The following is a 15,090-nucleotide window of genomic DNA, read 5'->3' as shown; positions in this document are numbered from 1 at the left end:
TCAGCGGAAATTAGTTAGAAATACCTAAAGCTGTGGTTGGCAGTTGAGATCGATCGCCCGATCGATCTCAACTACAATTTAGTATGTAGCAATTTAAAATCTAAAATCTAAAATCTAAAATCTAAAATCGATTGACTCTCAGACCGCCAACTCAAAAATCGACAGCATAGCACATAATATGGACAGGACTTGTGCAGCAAGCTTGTTTCTCAAACCAAATCCGTCGTTACAGCAATTTAACCTCGCTGAAAACCTGGTTTCTGCCTTAGCAGCGCGTAAGTCTACTATGGATATTTAGCCCCATTTTTACTCTGGTTGTGCCTCACCCCCCTTCAAAAGCCGTCCACTGCATCAATCCAGATTGCCCAAGGCCCTACCCTCAGACTTGGGGCAACAATTTTTGTCATAGTTGCGGGGCACCGCTGCGGCTAAAAAATCGCTACGTGCCTCTACAAGGCCTCGGTTCCGGGGGTTTTGCAGCGATTTTCACAGTTTGGGACACAGAAACTCAAACCGAGCGCGTCCTGAAAGTGTTGCTCGAAACTGCCCCGAAAGCGCTGAAACTGTTCGAGCAAGAAGCTTGGGTTTTGGCACTTTTGCGGCACCCAGGCGTCCCTAGAGTCGATCCTGACGGTTATTTTCACGTCCAAACCCAAAATTTTGCAGGCGGTGAGGGAAATCCTGCTGCGAAGCGACTGCCTTGCTTGGTAATGGAAAAGATTCACGGCAAAACTTTAGAAGAAGTTCTCGACGAACACCCTCAGGGCTGTCCGCAGGAATGGGTGTTTAGTTGGCTGAGTCAAGCTGTGGAAATTTTAGAGGAGTTGCACAGGTGTCAGATTATTCACCGCGACATTAAACCCTCAAATTTGATGCTGCGAGACCCGGAATCGCCCCAAGTATTGCTTAACAAGGGTTTGGGCGGACTGCAATTGGTGGCGATCGACTTTGGGGGAGTTAAACAAATGGGCGGTGTCGAACGGGTGGGGAAAGATTCTCCGAGTTCGACGCGGTTGATTTCGCCCGGGTACAGTCCGCCGGAACAAATTGTGGGAGGCGGTGTCGTGCCGGCGACGGATTTTTATGCCCTCGGGCGGACTTGCATTCATTTGCTGACGGGGAAGTATCCGGCGGAAATTGAAGATCCGATGACGGGAGAGTTGCGGTGGCGCCACATTGTATCTGTGAGTCCGGCTTTGGCGAATTTGTTGGACGATATGGTGCGATCGAACGTGCAGCAGCGTCCGGCGACGGCTGGCGATGTTCGGGCGCGTTTGCAGGAGATTTATGCTAGGAGTAAGGGCAAAATCGCGATCGCCCCAATGGGTCAAGCTATTTTAGAATTCTGCCGGCAAGTAGTGGTGGCGGGGGCACAAAAAACGGCAAGTTTGACGGTTTTGCTGTTCGGCGCGATCGCCCAAATGGTGGTAGCTTCTCTGGATACCGGCTGGGAAATGGTGCTCGGTGGCGTTGGTGGAAGTGCGGGGGCGATCGGCGGTTTGGTTTTGGGCTATGCTTCGCCTCTTGGCCCGGAAATTGCCAGTTTTCTGAATGAAGGTTTGCACCAATTAATTCCTAATATGACTTTCGCTGTCGGGCCGGAAGTGCTGCTGTTTGGATTTGCGGGGTTGGGAACTGCGATCGGTTTGACGGATGCGGGGAGTTTTCGCCAGCAAAAACAGTATTGGCTGTCTGGATTGATGGGAGCTCAGGGCTATTTGTTGGCGGGTTTGTGCTGGATGGAAGCAACAGCTTCTAGCGGCGTGCAGGGGGTTATTTTGGGAGCTTTTGCGATCGCCTCTCTGACTGTGGGAATGGGTTTGCGCAGCCATCAATTAGTTCACGCTTTGGTAGTGGCTGTTTTCTCTACGGGAATGTTTCTGTTTCTGAATGCTTGGAACATTTTTCCGGGGAGTTTCTTGGGGATTTTGTCACTGTCTAACGCTACATTAGGCTGGCTGCAAATTTGGGGATCAATTGTGTTTTTTGGTTTGTTGGGAAGTGCGATCGGGCTTTGTTTGGGAGTAAGTCATTATTTAATTGTGCCGCTGTTAAGGTGGTTGGGTTGGCGGTAGAAATTAACACCAAATCAATATGCTACTCAAGTCGCTGTCAATTAAACCAGTCTCAAGATTTTCAATGGTTTGTGCTCTGGCGATCGCCCTTGTGCTCGGTGGGGCCAATCTAGCCAAAGCCGAATCGCGCGATCGAACCGTTGATAGATTAACGGATTTCTTGTTCTACAAGGTTAATCCTGAACTCAACAATCGAAAACTGCAAGCTGGCGATCGCAACTATATAAATGAATGGCAGAGATTACGCGCAGAAATCGATCCGCGAGTTAAGCCCGCACAAGAAGTCTGCAATAGGCCCGAACCAGGAGATATAGGATGGGAATTCACAGTAATTAACGGCGAAACATACGAGCAAACCTACGATCGCCTTGCAGATATAATTTTTTATAGCCGTCATCCTCAAACGACAGGGCAGCAAATTAGTATAGGTGATAAAGCCAGCAGCAATGAATGGTTAGCAATGCGACGCGAGATGTTTATTTCTAATTGTGGACTGTGAGATTCGATCGCATCACATTGAAGCATTGATGGAGGACAAATCTGCATGAATTACAGAAAGATGATGGCTCTGTTGTTGCTAGCATTAATAGGAGTCTGTGCCGACTCTTCTACGAAAGCTTCAAATGCTGCCAAAACAGCACAGGAATCTGTAGCAATCTCGAATGCAGGCGTTGCAAAATTTGAGGGTGATTCTTGTGGGGTAGGCGTCCCGCCTGCTTTGAAAATACAGCGGACGGGCGGGACGCCCATCCCACAAAACAATCAAAATCATCCCGCAGTTTTGCAACGCCACAATGCGAGCCCTGACTTTTGGACAAACCAAAACGATGTTAGTGTCGATCGACATTCGATCGCAAATGTCAAAGTATCGCAAATCGAGAGTCCGAGAAAATCGGCGCCTGTATCGTGTTCGCTAGAGGAATACCGAAGCTTTTTCCAGGATTTTGTTAGAGGCTACGACTATCAAAACAAAGAGATACGCAATACCTATACTTGGTCGGATATCCAAATCCGAGATTATCAAAATCCCAGCAAGCTTTTAAAGGTGATCGGTAAGCAAAACTACGATGATTTTAGAATTGGCTTAATCGACTATTCGTACATCTATGTGGACTCTTCGACAAAAAAACTTAGCCTCCGCGAGCAACTGAACAATAAACTGAAAATAAATGTCAAAAAGATCGATCGCCGAACATTCCGCGTAGATTATGTGAAAGCCGAGTTTGGTATAGATATGGAAGCAGAAGATAACAATGGCGATCCGATCCGCACTTATGGAGAACCCGGTGCTTATATTTTTGAGCATCGCAATGGATGTTGGAATTTGACGCAAGATTTGCGATCGCCAGTTCGATCGGGGACAGCACCTAAATGACCGATCGGTAAAAAATCCGGGATATCTACGGACACAAAAAAACTCTTGTGGGGTGGGTATCTTACCTGCCCAAAAATCTACAATTTAGGTGCTAGAAAGCTTATAATCGTCCATAAGATTAAATAATAGCCTCAGAGTGCCATGTCAAAAATATTACTAGAATCTTTTCGGACAGCCTATGCAAATATGGAGTTATCGCCGCTGATAACTCCGAAAGAAGTGGAAAACTTCCGAGTAGAATACGGGACGGAGGTTCTCGAACAATTAGAGCAATTAGTAGAAGATGACCCTTCCGGTAGGGGTAAAATTATTTTTAGCGGACATCGCGGTTGTGGCAAGTCTACACTGTTGGCTGAGTTTTGCCGCCAGATGGACGATCGCTATTTTACCGTCTTTTTCTCAATTTCCGACTTGATTGAAATGTCGGATGTCAATCATATCAATATCTTGTTTGCGATCGCAGTTCAGTTGATGGATGCAGCGGAAAAACAGCAAATTCCCATCAAAGAATCAATTAAAGAATCATTTTATAACTGGTTTGCCACTAAAACTAAAACAACAATTGACGAATTGGGCGCCAGCGGATCGGTGGGGTTTGACTTGTTTAAGATGATTCAAGGCAAGTTAAAAGCTGATGCGACGATTCGCGAAGAAATCAAACAAGAGTTTATTCGCAAAGTTTCGGATTTGGTTGCCAGAATTAACGAGATTGCTGCCGTAGTTCAAAAAGGCGCGCAAAAAGACGTAATTGTAGTGATTGATGACCTGGACAAGTTGGATTTAGGTGTCGTTCGCCAAGTTTATCAAGAACATATCAAAGCGCTGTTTTTGCCGAATTTTAGGATGATTTTAACGACTCCTATTTCCGCGCTGCGAGATGTCTCTTTGGCCGCTACCGTGGAAACAGAAACTAACGATCAAATCGTGTTCATGCCAGTCACAAAGCTGTTTAAACGCGGCGAAAGCCGAAATGCTGATGCTGTTGCAATGGCGGAACCGGCGGCGAGATTGAAAGAGATTTTAGCTAAACGTTTGGGAAGCGAATTGATCGAACCGGAAACACTCGATCGCGTTGTCGCATACAGCGGTGGAGTATTGCGAGAATTGATTAGAATTGCAAACGAATGCTGCCGCATTTGTTTGCGGTTGGTGCGGCGGAATCCAGAAGCTGCGGTTAAAATTAATGCTGAGGTGTTTGAGGAAGCGATTAATAAATTGCGGATCGATTTCGATACCCGTTTGGGAACGACTGATTATGAGATGTTGATTGCAACTTACAGAGATTTTAAACCCGCTGACCCGAAAGCACAAGGGTTTTTGGACTTGCTGCACGGGTTGTATGTTTTGGAGTATCGCAATGGTGTTTTGTGGTACGACATTCACCCGATCGTGCTAGAATTGTTAAAGCAGCGAGATGATTTTCCGCGTTAATAATTTCTTTTATACTCAACAATTAAACTTGGCGTTAAAACGGCGGTTGAAACCGTTGCTACACAAACAAAGTCGGCCTATGCCGACTAAGGTAATGTCTGAGTCCAAAGTCGATCCCCCCTAACCCCCCTTAATAAGGGGGGGACAAGAGTATTCTCAAAGTCCCCCTTAATAAGGGAGGGACAAGAGTATTCTCAAAGTCCCCCTTATTAAGGGGATTTAGGGGGATCGAGACTTCGATACTAATGACAATTAATTATGTCGAATCTCAACAGTCAAAACCAAGATAATTATGAAGATTTACTCGTGTCAATAGAAGCGGGTAAAGATATTCTCAACTTGCTAATCGCAGTTTGCGATGATAGCGACTGTCGCGATCGCCTGATTTCGGATTATGAAGCAGAACTCGAACCGGATATCCGCCGCTATCGCGTAGAATTGGCGAGGGGTGAACCGAGTTTGCGATCGGCGATCGCCAATTTAGTCGAACAAGAAGCATATTTGCAGCAGCGGGGAAAAGCCGTTATCACCGTGACGGGTGTGGAAAAACTGCGGTTTTTTAAACAATTTGGCGAAAGTCGATCGGAACAAGAAGTGTTTTTTGGATATTTGCAATGGACGCGGGAAGCATTGCGGGAGTTTCCGTTTTCGATTGTCTTGTGGGTGACGCGACAAATTGAAGTTTTGATTAGCAATGAATCTCCTGATTTTTGGAGTTGGCGGAAAGGTGTGTTTCGCTTTGATACTAAAAAAACTGCGGCTATTACCAAAACTGAATTTGAACCCTTTCGATCCCTAGTTGAAGAGGACGATCGCGAACCGCCGAGTTTGATTCCGCTGGAAGATTTGCAGGATTTAATCGCGCGAACAGAACAGAAAAAAGGACTCCAAGACCCCAGTTTGGCAAGTTTTTATGCGAGTATGGGGAAGATTTATGACAGAAGGATAGAGTCTGGAGAGTGCGAAAACTTTCAGCAAGAATATGAATTGGCGATCGACTGTTTTAAAAAGGCGATCGCCATTCAACAAGAGTTAGATTTGGAAGCGCAATTATCCAGTAATTTGAGTTACCTCGCCGCACTTTATAAATCCCAAGGCAGGTACTCGGAAGCAGAACCGCTGTTTTTGCAAGCATTGGAAATACACAGGCGATCACTCCCAGAAGACCATCCCAGTTTAGCCACTCACCTCAACAATTTAGCCGGACTTTATCGTTCCCAAGGAAGGTACTCGGAAGCGGAATCTCTGTTTTTGCAAGTTGTGGAAATACACAGGCGATCGCTCCCAGAAGACCATCCCAGTTTAGCCACTCACCTCAACAATTTAGCCGGACTTTATTATTTCCAAGGAAGGTACTCGGAAGCAGAACCGCTGTTTTTGCAAGTTGTGGAAATACACAGGCGATCGCTTCCTGAAGACCATCCCATTTTAGCTAATCACCTCAATAATTTAGCCGGACTTTATGAATCCCAAGGCAGGTACTCGGAAGCGGAACCGCTGTTTTTGCAAGCTGGGGAAATACACAGGCGATCGCTTCCTGAAGACCATCCCATTTTAGCTAATCACCTCAATAATTTAGCCGAACTTTATCAATCCCAAGGAAGGTACTCGGAAGCGGAACCGCTGTATTTGCAAGCTGGGGAAATACACAGGCGATCGCTTCCTGAAGACCATCCCGATGTAGCTACTCACCTCAACAATTTAGCCCTATTTTATAAATCCCAAGGAAGGTACTCGGAAGCGGAACCGCTGTATTTGCAAGCTGTGGAAATAGACAGGCGATCGCTTCCTGAAGACCATCCCAGTTTAGCTACTCACCTCAACAATTTAGCCGGACTTTATCAATCCCAAGGTAGGTACTCGGAAGCGGAGTCGCTGTTTTTGCAAGCTGTGGAAATTATTCGCAGAAAATTGTCAGAAAATCATCCTCATGTTCTCATAGTTTGGGGAAATTATGTTGGGCTGTGGCGTGAAGGAATAAGTAAAGGACATTTGACATTTGAGCAATTGCAAAAACATCCTTTCGGGGAACTGTTATTAGCAGAACTTCAGGAATAAATAAAAATATCGCTCTTAGTTACAAATATTGTTAAAATGTACAATATGCAGCCTAGATTATAGATTATTTAGTCGAAAAGTAACGTAAACATTCTATAGCAAAACAAAAGGACAAAAAAATGGGCAGAGTCACCGCAACAATAACCGTCACCAATCACATCGATGAAATTCTGGGAGAAAGAGGGTTCATCCCCGCAGAGCAAATACGCTCTATCACCATCGATAACGTCTTAGTCGATACAGGAGCAACTCGACTCTGCTTACCAGCAGATATTATCAGTCAGTTGGGTTTGCCAATGCTAGGTGAAATCGACGGACATACGGCAATAGGAACCAGAAAATTTCGTCTGTTCAAAGATGTCACTCTTGCCGTAGCTGGACGAGAAGGCAGGTATGATTGTGTAGAAATTCCCGCAGGAGAAGAACCTTTACTCGGCTTAATACCTCTCGAAGATTTGGGTTTAGAACCGGACTTGAAAAATCAGCGGTTGATTGTTTTGCCGGCAGAGGGAAGCCAAAGTTATATTCGGGTATAAAATCCCGATAATTTTCGCCTCTTACTCTTAGTCCCCCTCTGCTCGGACTTGGTTTGACAAGAAGCGATTTCAAGCTCCGAATGATCGACGAGTATGGAACCCGGATTTGATATTATAAGTAATAGCAGGAGATAATATTATATTTTTGCACTAAAATGTCAGTCACTACTCATCAATTAATTCAGTGGAAACAACAAGGGCGGTCAATTGTTGCCCTGACAGGTTATGATTATGCGATCGCTCAACTCATCGATCGAGCAGGCGTAGATATCATCCTAGTCGGCGATTCCCTCGCCATGACAGTCTTAGGCTACGAAACTACGCTACCGCTAACTCTGGATGAAATGCTGCACCACGCTAAAGCTGTGCGCCGCGGAGTTGAACAAGCATTAATTGTTGTCGATTTGCCGTTTTTGACATACCAAGAAAGTCCGCAGCAAGCCATGCACTCGGCCGGGAGAGTTTTGAAAGAAACAGGGGCTCAAGCTGTAAAATTAGAAGGTGGATATCCAGCAATGGCCGCCACAGTTTTGCAACTGACATCCGCCGGAATTCCGGTGATGGGACACGTCGGTTTAACTCCGCAGTCGGTACACCAACTCGGCTACAAAAAACAAGGAAAAACAGCCGAAGCAGCCGATCGCATCATAGCAGAGTCGATCGCGCTTCAAGAAGCCGGTGCTTTTGCGATCGTGCTAGAACACATTCCCTCAGACTTAGCGGCTCAAATTACCCAAAAATTAACTATACCCACCATTGGTATCGGGGCCGGGCCGCACTGCGACGGTCAAGTTTTAGTTACTTCCGATTTGTTGGGACTTTCTGAAAAACAGCCGCCTTTTGCGAAAGCTTACGCCAATTTGCGAGAAACGATTACCCAAGCTGTCAAAGATTATTCCCTCGAAGTTAGAGAACAAAAATTTATAGAATAAATTCGTAGTGAGGGCTTCAGCCCTCATAAAACTCGCTCAAACTAAGCTGTGGCGGCATTTATATTTAACTTGTGGAGCGCTTTTTACTGCCCCCACACGATAGTTTCAAGAAATAGGAACGTCAAAATTAAGTCCTGTACATCTTAATATTAAATGTGGCTTAAATACCCCTTTATTTCTTAGCCTCTTGGAGAAGAAAGAAAATTTGTTGAGGAGCGTTTCAACCGCACACTTAATACCAAAATGGGCTTAAACACGCCTTATTTCTTAATCTTTTAGAGAGGAACGAAACTTTGTTGAGGAGCGGTTTCAACCGCAGAATTCATACCAAATCTGGCTTAAATACCCCCTTTATTTGTTAGTCTCCAAGAGAGGGGCGAAAGTTTGTGTACGATCAATTTCAACCGCTGAGTCAGAGCGCGGATTTCTAACCCGGATTCGGTATAAGTTCCTCACTAAAAACCTAATTTACACCTTCGGCTGACCCTCTTCCTCATTCTCCTTCTCCTTCTGGACCGATTCATCATCACCTAGACCTACCCCTTCCTTGAAACTCCGCAGCGTTTTGCCCAAAGCATTTCCCAACTCAGGAATTTTCTTGGGGCCAAAAATTAGAATAGCGACTACCGCAATAATGCCCATTTCGGGCAATCCCAGACCAAACATACAAAATCTCCTGTAAAACTTGCTCGATCGTAAGTCAATCTACTGATATTGTTAAAGTATCTACCTTTTTTCCTGCATCCTGCAACAGTAGAATCAAGTTTTATTAAGCTATCCCCCGATAAATAGGAATGTTAGAAATATCCCAGCCTTCCCTCCGCGAACAACAGCACTACCTCATCCGCAATTTAGCAGACCGGATGGAAGCAGTATGGCACCGCTATCTAGACCTGGAACCCTACCACCTGCCCGCTGAGTTGGGATACGTAGAAGGGCGCTTGGAAGGAGAAAAACTGATCATTGAAAACCGCTGCTATCAAACGCCCCAGTTCCGCAAAATACACCTCGAACTCGCTAAAGTCGGGCCGGTACTTGACATACTGCACTGCGTGATGTTTCCCAGACCGAATTATGCTTTGCCGATGTTCGGTACGGATATAGTAGCAGGCAAAGGCCAAGTTAGCGCCGCGATCGCAGACCTTTCTCCCCTCAATCGAGAGCGAACTTTGTCGGAAACCTACCGAACTCAACTGGAAATTTTGCCCGTCAACCAATTTTCTTCTCCCCGCCAAATTCCAGAATGGGGGGATATTTTCTCAGAATTTTGTCTGTTTGTGCGACCAGAGTCGATGGAAGAAGAAAACAGATTTCTGGACATAGTTGAATCCTACGTGGAAATTCACTGCCAACAGGCAGTCGCCTCTGAACCAGTCTCTGCGGCCGAAGAATCGAAAATTCTCGACGCTCATATTTACTACTGCAGCCAGCAGCAGCAAAACGACAAAACCCGCCGCGTACTCGAAAAAGCTTTCGGTCAAGATTGGGCCGAACATTACATGACTGAGGTGCTGTTTGATTTTCCTAAATAGCTGAATTTGGTTTACACTACTTCATAGTAGGTGGGCAAAACTTAATGAGGAAATCACCTACTTTATAAGTCATGGGAAAGGAATCACGGGTCAAGGATAAATCATTTTTAAAACCCCCAGGGCGAGGAGTAATCGGTTTAGCGATCGCTGCCACTATCGTTACCACAGGAGTAGGTTTTTGGCAAGTATCTCAAATTAGAAAAGCCGAAGAGTTAAAGGCAGCGGCTGCAACGGCTGCTGCAACTCCCGTCGCCACCCGCACCAGCGTCACAGCTTTGGGTAGGTTGACTCCGCAGGGGGAAGTTATCAAATTGTCGGCCCCTTCGGCGTCGGAGGGAGCAAGAATTGAACTCTTGCAGGTGGAAGAGGGCGATCGAGTTATTCAAGGACAAATCATAGCAGTTCTCGATACGCGCGATCGGCTCCAAGCAATCCTCCAACAAGCCGACAAAGAAATCAAAGTCAAACAAGCAGAATTAGCGAAAATTCAAGCAGGCGCGAAAACCGGCGTTGTCGGCGCTCAAAAAGCAGAAGTTGCCAAGTTTGAAGCACAAGTGCAAAGAGAAACCGAAGGCGAATCAGCCAATATCGCCCGATTAGAAGCTCAACTGCGGAGAGAAACCGAAGCCGAACAAGCTAACGTCGCCAAATTCGAGGCAGCGCTGCAAAGAGAAACCGAAGCCGAACAAGCTAATCTTGCCAAATTTGAGGCACAACTAGAAAGAGAAACAGAGGTGCAGCAATCCAAATTGGCTAGGTTAGAAGCTCAATTGCGGGGCGAAATTGCCTCTCAAAACGCTACAGTCGATCGGCTAAAAGCCGAATTGGCGAACGCCGAAGCCGAGGAACGACGCAATAAAGAACTCTCAGAAACAGGCGCAATTTCTGCTTCCGCCTACGACACCAAACGCTTAGTAACAGAGACGGCTCGCCACAAAGTCAAAGAAGCTCAAGCTGTATTAGAAAAAACAGTGCAAACACTGCAAGAGCAAATAGTCGAAACAAAAGCGACAGTCAAACAAACAGTAGAAACAGGCAAGCAGGAAATTAATCAATCGCGAGCCAATCTCAAACGCAAGTTAGAAACCGGCAGGCAGGAAATTAACCAAGCTAGAGCCACTTTAAATCAAAAGATAGAAACTGGTAGAGAACAAATCAATCAAGCCGAAGCAATACTCAAACAAAAAGCAGAAACCGGCCAAGAACAAATCAATCAAGCCAAAGCAAATCTCGACCAAATTGCCGAAGTCCGTCCCGAAGACGTGCAAGCCGCCCAAGCCGCCATTGAAAGTGCGATCGCCACTAAACAAAAAGCTCAAGTAGACTTAAACTTAAGTTACGTCAAAGCACCCGTATCCGGCTACATCCTCAAAGTTCACAGCCGACAAGGAGAAGGTGTCAACACTCAAGACGGCATCGTAGAACTAGGCGGCACCGATCAAATGTACGCCATAGCAGAAATTTACGAAACCGACATCGCCAAAGTGCGAAACGGCCAGCGCGCTACCGTCAGCAGCCCGGTATTTGGAGGCACTTTGGAAGGCACAGTCCATCGCATCGGCAAACAAATCGGCAAAAAAGATGTCCTTAATACAGACCCCGCCGCCGACACCGACGCGAGAGTTATCGAAGTAAGAATTCGGCTCGATCCCGAATCGAGCAAGAAAGTTGCAGCCCTAACAAACTTACAGGTTGAAGTTAAAATAAATATCTAAATTTTACGTTTACAGGACTTACGCATGGGGACTCAAGAAACCGGGTTTTTTACCGAGATTAAGGGTTTGAATCAAATATAAGGGTAAAAAAAACCCGTTGCTCAACACCCGTGCTTAATTCCTAAAATTATTCAATCCCCAACCCAAAATCTCAAATCTAAAATCGGAGGATTATGGCAAAAATACCGCTAGCTTGGGCACAGTTAACCCGCGAAAAAATGCGCTTAGTAATCGCGCTAGCCGGCATTGGCTTCGCCGACTTGCTGATGTTTATACAGTTCGGATTTAGAGATGCACTATTTGAAAGTTCCGTCAGCTTTCATGCACAGCTAAAAGGCGATATTTTCATCACCAGCACCCAGTCAACGGCTTTAATAGCCATGAAAAGTTTTCCCCAGCGGCGTTTGTATCAAGCTTTGAGTTTTAATAGCGTTACAGGAATTAGCCCGGTATATTTAGGCTTTGGTTTGTGGAAAAATCCCGCCCCAGACAAAAGCAATACCCGCCAACTGATGGTAATCGGTTTTGACCCCAGTCATCCCATCTTTGAAATGCCGGAAGTCAAAGATAATTTGGACAAAATCAAACTTCCCGATGTCGTTTTATTCGATCGAGCTTCGCGCCCGGAGTTTGGCCCAGTAGCAGAATATTTTAACCAGGGAAAGCCTGTGGAAACTGAAATAGATAACCGCCGCGTTACTGTAGAGGGGTTATTTACTTTAGGAGCATCTTTCGGTGCTGATGGCAATATTATTACTAGCGATTTGAACTTTCTGCGGATTTTTCATAGTAGAAGAAGTAGAGGTTTAATTGATGTCGGAATTGTTCACTTGCAACCGGGAACGGATGTCAAGGCTGTGATTGCAAAAATGAGGGCAAGTTTACCGCAAGACGTGACAATTGCTTCTCAAGAAGAGTTTGTAGCTTTTGAGAGAAAATATTGGGAAGAAAGCACGGCGATCGGATTTATTTTTACTCTCGGCGCGACAATGGGGTTTATCGTTGGAATCGTGATTGTCTATCAAATTCTCTATACTGATGTTAATGACCATTTGCCAGAATACGCTACGTTAAAGGCGATGGGATATAAAGACGGTTACTTTTTGAGTGTGGTTTTTCAAGAGGCTTTAATTTTGGCAATCCTTGGTTATCTGCCAGGACTTGGGATTTCTGTGGTGCTATACGGTTTAGCTAGAACTGCTACGAGTTTACCGATGTACATGAGTTTGGGAAAAGTTGTAACTGTGTTTACAATGACAGTGATCATGTGTTCTGTCTCGGGGGCGATCGCAGTTAGGAAGTTGCAGGCGGCTGACCCAGCAGATATTTTTTAAGGAAGGAAGAAGGAAGAAGGAAGAAGAAAGAAAGAAAGAAGCAAGAAGGAAGGAAGAAGGAAATACCAATTACCAATTACGAATTAACAGCAACAAATTACCAATGAATACTTTACCAGTTGTCTCAATTAAAAATCTCAATCATTCCTTTGGGGAAGGACAACTTCGCAAACAGACATTATTTGACATCAACCTCGAAATTTATCCGGGCGAAATCGTGTTGATGACTGGACCTTCGGGGTCTGGTAAAACAACATTGTTAACCTTGATAGGAGCTTTGCGATCGATCCAAGAAGGTAGTCTTAAAATTCTCGACCAAGAATTGCGGGGAACCGGGAAAAATAAATTAGTTAAAGTCCGGCGCGACATCGGCTATATTTTCCAAGCTCACAATTTGCTCAAATGCTTGACAGCTAGGCAAAACGTGCAAATGTCTTTAGAACTGCACAGCCATCTTTCTCGTCAAGAAACTAATGATAAAATAGAGGGAATGCTGGAAGCTGTAGGCTTGGGAGAAAGAATAGATTATTACCCGGACAGTCTTTCTGGCGGACAGAAACAAAGAGTTGCGATCGCCCGGGCATTAGTCAGCCAGCCGAAATTAGTATTAGCCGACGAACCCACAGCAGCCCTAGATAGTAAATCAGGTCGAGATGTGGTAGAAATTATGCGAGGTTTGGCCAAAGAACAGCACTGCACTATTTTGCTGGTCACCCACGACAACCGCATTTTAGACATAGCCGATCGCATTATTCACATGGAAGACGGCTACCTCGCACAAGATACATCAACAGCCGCTGCCACAGGCGTTCTTTCGCAAAAATAAAATTAATCCACCTAAACTTATTTGCGGGAACTGGGACGCTTTCCTCCTACCTTAGCAGGACTTTTTGTTGCACCTTTGGCTGAAGTTTTAGAACTACTTTTGCCGTTTTTTTGGCCTTTCGCTCCTGTCAACTGCCTCTCAAGGTCATTTGCAGGTCTGCCGGCAGGCGTTCTCGTAGTCCTAAAGGTAACATTCACCCCTTCATTCGACTGTTCCAGCACCAACATCGGCGTCGGCTTTGCTTTTTGATCCCACTCAATATGAACGATGCGACCTTGAATTGTCGGCTGCCAACTGTCGTGGTCGTCAGAAGGACTCAGATAAGTTTCCAAACAGTCAATAATTTGATTAATTGTCGCCGATGTTGCCTGAGTCGGCAGTTTCATCAGCTTAATTTGAATCCGAAACAGCACTCGTTTTTCTATTTTTACTGCGGGATCGCCAGTTTCGTATTCGATATCAAACATCGAATCCACTTGCCTGCCGGTGCCCGCCGACCCGTTTTTCTCTCCCACCGCACTCTGCGTCGGACGTAGGGCAATACTAATTTTGTCTTTGACTTTTTGCTTGATCTGGTTCACAATGCCAAAGTGAAAAACTTCTTCCGCCATCCGCATTCTCAAGTAGTCTAAATTAAAGTCTCGGGAGTGGATAAGGTCGGGATTCTTTTCCATTTTTGAGATTGTTTCCAGAGCCATTTTGTATTTTTTCTGGAGTTCTCGATTTCTAAACTCCTCAAATTTGAGCTTTTTGCTCAAATCGCCGAGTTTTAGCTTGGTAAACACCGCTAAACCGATAAGCAATAACAACAGTAATCCCGAGGCTCCCATGAAGAGTTGGTCTGAGGACGGATGTCCGGGTTTAGCCTGTTTAGGTTTGGGAGAGGCTACTGCCAACCTTGGTTCTACAAGGATTATTTGGGTTGACATGGGCTTTTAAAGGGTAAAATTTGACGCTATATTTATACAGGACTCCAGAGTAGAGCTGGTAGTGCAACTCGATCAACCAACATTGACATCATTCCACCATCATCTTGGTACAACTGGATTTCTGCAACTGGAGCACGCACCCTCTAATTAATACTTTATCTTTAATAGCAAGCAGGTTTCCGAAATCTCGGAAAATCCTGCGCTGGCAGTGGCAAAAAGAAATGGTGAATTGTCTGTAATATATTATACCAATAGAGCGAAAAAAAATGTTTGTTCGGCGGTCTCCGTTTCTAGCAAAATAAAAAGAAATACACATAAATTAATCGTAACTCTGGGAGCGAACAGCA

13 protein-coding genes are annotated in these 15,090 nt (G+C 45.2%); 11 read left to right on the top strand and 2 right to left on the bottom strand.

The annotated features are described in order from the left end of the window. The first annotated feature begins 317 nt into the window (after positions 1 to 317). The 7 genes from QUA54_RS02935 (at position 318) to panB (ending at position 8,407) form a co-directional block, all read left to right on the top strand. Entirely contained in the window at positions 318 to 2,075 is a 1,758-nt protein-coding gene (locus QUA54_RS02935; RefSeq protein ID WP_333413128.1) for a serine/threonine-protein kinase, read from the top strand. A gap of 19 nt (positions 2,076 to 2,094) precedes the next feature. Beyond that, positions 2,095 to 2,574, top strand: a complete 480-nt coding sequence (locus tag QUA54_RS02930) for a hypothetical protein (protein ID WP_333413126.1) — start codon at positions 2,095 to 2,097, stop codon at positions 2,572 to 2,574. Between the two features lie 45 nt (positions 2,575 to 2,619). Then, the gene (locus QUA54_RS02925; protein WP_333413124.1) at positions 2,620 to 3,450 is read left to right on the top strand and encodes a hypothetical protein; all 831 of its coding nucleotides are present in this window, start codon (positions 2,620 to 2,622) and stop codon (positions 3,448 to 3,450) included. 141 nt (positions 3,451 to 3,591) lie between these two features. Beyond that, positions 3,592 to 4,881, top strand: coding sequence for an ATP-binding protein (locus tag QUA54_RS02920; protein ID WP_333413122.1), 1,290 nt, complete (start codon positions 3,592 to 3,594; stop codon positions 4,879 to 4,881). Positions 4,882 to 5,139: 258 nt separating this feature from the next. Beyond that, complete coding sequence (locus QUA54_RS02915) at positions 5,140 to 6,939, top strand: tetratricopeptide repeat protein (RefSeq protein WP_333413120.1); 1,800 nt, start codon at positions 5,140 to 5,142, stop codon at positions 6,937 to 6,939. A 119-nt stretch (positions 6,940 to 7,058) separates the two neighbouring features. After that, on the top strand, positions 7,059 to 7,475 hold the full coding sequence (locus QUA54_RS02910) for an aspartyl protease family protein (RefSeq protein ID WP_333249738.1): 417 nt from the start codon (positions 7,059 to 7,061) through the stop codon (positions 7,473 to 7,475). Between the two features lie 155 nt (positions 7,476 to 7,630). Beyond that, a complete protein-coding gene (gene panB, locus QUA54_RS02905; protein ID WP_333413118.1) occupies positions 7,631 to 8,407 on the top strand; it encodes a 3-methyl-2-oxobutanoate hydroxymethyltransferase in 777 nt (258 codons plus the stop codon). 468 nt (positions 8,408 to 8,875) lie between these two features. On the opposite strand, the gene tatA is transcribed toward panB, so the two are convergent. Further along, the gene (tatA, locus tag QUA54_RS02900) at positions 8,876 to 9,073 is read right to left on the bottom strand and encodes a twin-arginine translocase TatA/TatE family subunit (protein WP_333301729.1); all 198 of its coding nucleotides are present in this window, start codon (positions 9,071 to 9,073) and stop codon (positions 8,876 to 8,878) included. Between the two features lie 128 nt (positions 9,074 to 9,201). On the opposite strand from tatA, the gene QUA54_RS02895 reads away from it, so the two are divergent. The 4 genes from QUA54_RS02895 to QUA54_RS02880 all read left to right on the top strand — a co-directional run bounded on the left by QUA54_RS02895 (position 9,202) and on the right by QUA54_RS02880 (position 13,814). Then, positions 9,202 to 9,939: a phycocyanobilin:ferredoxin oxidoreductase gene (locus QUA54_RS02895; protein ID WP_172188005.1), complete on the top strand. Its 738-nt coding sequence runs from the start codon at positions 9,202 to 9,204 to the stop codon at positions 9,937 to 9,939. A gap of 71 nt (positions 9,940 to 10,010) precedes the next feature. Beyond that, the gene (locus QUA54_RS02890; RefSeq protein ID WP_333413115.1) at positions 10,011 to 11,654 is read left to right on the top strand and encodes an HlyD family efflux transporter periplasmic adaptor subunit; all 1,644 of its coding nucleotides are present in this window, start codon (positions 10,011 to 10,013) and stop codon (positions 11,652 to 11,654) included. 173 nt (positions 11,655 to 11,827) lie between these two features. Continuing rightward, positions 11,828 to 12,988, top strand: a complete 1,161-nt coding sequence (devC, locus tag QUA54_RS02885; protein WP_333413113.1) for an ABC transporter permease DevC — start codon at positions 11,828 to 11,830, stop codon at positions 12,986 to 12,988. A 103-nt stretch (positions 12,989 to 13,091) separates the two neighbouring features. Continuing rightward, entirely contained in the window at positions 13,092 to 13,814 is a 723-nt protein-coding gene (locus QUA54_RS02880) for a DevA family ABC transporter ATP-binding protein (RefSeq protein ID WP_333413112.1), read from the top strand. A 17-nt stretch (positions 13,815 to 13,831) separates the two neighbouring features. On the opposite strand, the gene QUA54_RS02875 is transcribed toward QUA54_RS02880, so the two are convergent. Beyond that, entirely contained in the window at positions 13,832 to 14,743 is a 912-nt protein-coding gene (locus QUA54_RS02875) for a hypothetical protein (protein WP_333189393.1), read from the bottom strand. Positions 14,744 to 15,090: the final 347 nt, after the last annotated feature.

This window comes from Microcoleus sp. MOSTC5 (assembly GCF_036701825.1).
Classification (GTDB): Bacteria; Cyanobacteriota; Cyanobacteriia; order Cyanobacteriales; family Microcoleaceae; genus Microcoleus; species Microcoleus asticus.
Note: the sequence above shows the minus strand (reverse complement) of the source record. Positions and strands in the feature narration are given on the sequence as shown.